General features: G+C 62.2%; 2 protein-coding genes. Both read right to left on the minus strand.

Annotated elements, in window-relative coordinates:
* Positions 1–1666, minus strand: a 1666-nt coding sequence (gene typA, locus ABYW26_RS13620; RefSeq protein ID WP_372605452.1) for a translational GTPase TypA, incomplete at its 3' end; no start/stop codon positions are given.
* Between the two features lie 60 nt (positions 1667–1726).
* Positions 1727–2062 (minus strand): multidrug efflux SMR transporter, encoded by a 336-nt coding sequence (locus ABYW26_RS13625; RefSeq protein ID WP_372605453.1) that lies wholly within the window; start codon positions 2060–2062, stop codon positions 1727–1729.
* Positions 2063–2251 lie beyond the last annotated feature (189 nt).

The raw sequence follows: 2251 nt of genomic DNA on the forward strand, positions 1-2251 counted from the left end.
CGGCCTCATCAGTGCCCGAGGCCCGCACGTTGGTCAGCTTCTTGCCTTTCCACGGGTTGACCTCAAGATCATTGTCGCGCGAATGCTCGCCGATGACCATGCCGGTATAGACCTGTTCCTGCGGGCCGATGAACATGCGGCCGCGTTCTTCGAGGTTCCACAGCGCATAGGCAACCGAAACACCGGATTCCATCGAGATCAGCACCCCGGCGCGACGGCCCGGGATCGGGCCTTTGTAGGGCGCCCATTCGTGGAACACGCGGTTCAGCACGCCGGTGCCGCGGGTGTCGGTCAGGAATTCACCGTGATAGCCGATCAGGCCGCGCGACGGCACATAGGCGATGATGCGGGTCTTGCCGACGCCAGCCGGTTTCATCTCGGCCAGTTCGCCCTTGCGCGAACCGGTGATCTTTTCGATCACCGCGCCGGAATATTCGTCATCGACGTCGATGGTGACTTCTTCGATCGGCTCAAGGCGGACGCCGTTTTCCTCGCGGAACAGCACCTGAGGCCGGCTGATCGACAGTTCAAACCCCTCGCGGCGCATGTTCTCGATCAGAACGCCCATCTGCAATTCGCCGCGACCGGCGACTTCGAAGGCCTCGCCGCCCGGCGTGTCCGAGATGCGAATGGCGACGTTCGATTCTGCCTCTTTCATCAGGCGGTCACGGATGACGCGCGACTGAACCTTGCTGCCATCGCGGCCCGCCAGCGGGCTGTCGTTGATGCCGAAGGTGACGGTGATGGTCGGCGGGTCGATCGGTTGCGCGTCCAGCGGTTGATCGACGGCCAGCGCACAGATCGTATCAGCCACGGTGGCCTTGGACATGCCGGCAATCGACACGATGTCGCCAGCGAGGGCTTCTTCGATGTCCTGTTGGCCCAGACCGCGGAAGGCTTGAATCTTGGTGACGCGGAACTGTTCGATCTTCTGGCCGATGCGTGACAGGGCCTGAACCGTGGCACCCACCTTGAGGCGCCCGGTTTCGACCCGGCCGGTCAGGATGCGGCCGACGAACGGGTCATTGCCCAGCGTCGTGGCCAGCATGGTGAAGTCTTCGTTCTGATGCGCCAGCTGCTTGGGCTTGGGCACGTGGTTGACGATCAGCTTGAACAGCGCGTCCAGATTCTTGCGCGGACCGTCCAGATCGGTATCGGCCCAGCCCGAGCGGCCCGAGGCATAGAGATGCGGGAAATCCAGTTGGTCTTCGCTGGCGTCGAGGTTGGCGAACAGGTCGAACACCTCGTTCAGCGCGCGATCCGGCTCGGCGTCGGGTTTGTCGACCTTGTTCAGCACCACGATCGGGCGCAGGCCCAGCGCCAGCGCCTTGGAGGTCACGAACTTGGTTTGCGGCATCGGGCCTTCGGCGGCATCGACCAGCAGAACCACACCGTCGACCATGCTGAGGATCCGCTCGACCTCGCCGCCGAAATCGGCGTGGCCGGGGGTGTCGACGATATTGATCCGGGTGCCTTTCCATTCGACCGAGGTCGCCTTGGCCAGAATGGTGATCCCGCGCTCGCGCTCAAGATCGTTGCTGTCCATCATGCGTTCAGCCACGGCCTGATTTTCGCGGAACGCGCCCGACTGTTTCAAAAGCTCGTCAACCAGCGTGGTCTTGCCGTGGTCGACGTGAGCGATAATTGCGATATTCCGAAGGTCCATAACGTCTGCCTTAATAGGGGTTGCCGGGGCCATACCGTGCAGCCGCAGAAAAGGCCAGCGTTAATGCGATGCGGTGTTCGAGAACAGGTGAATCACCAGAATCCCCGCGATGATCATCGCCATGCCGATCAGCGCTGGCAGGTCGGATTTCTGGCCAAAGATCAGCCAGCCCATGCCGGTGATCAAAACGATGCCCAGCCCAGACCAGATCGCATAGACCACGCCAAGCTGCATGTATTTCAGGGTCTGCGCCATCAGGTAGAATGCGGTGCCATAGCCCACCACGACCAACAGCGATGGCCCCAGCCGGGTGAATTGCTGGCTGGCCTGCATGGCGGTCGAGCCGATGGTCTCGGCGATGATGGCGGCAAAGAGCAGAAGATAGGCTTTGGGCATGGCGGCACTTTCCTTGGTCCGGCCAGCCTAGCCATGAAAAACGGGCCGGGGAATGCCCCGGCCCGGAATTGTTGTGCGTGACGTGGCGGCGGCTTAGCCGACCAGCGCCTTGTTCAGGTTCTGGTCGATCCGTTCAAGGAAGCCCATCGTGGTCATCCATTTCTGATCGGGGCCGACCAGCAGCGCCAG

The organism is Actibacterium sp. (assembly GCF_041584535.1).
Classification (GTDB): Bacteria; Pseudomonadota; Alphaproteobacteria; order Rhodobacterales; family Rhodobacteraceae; genus Actibacterium_D.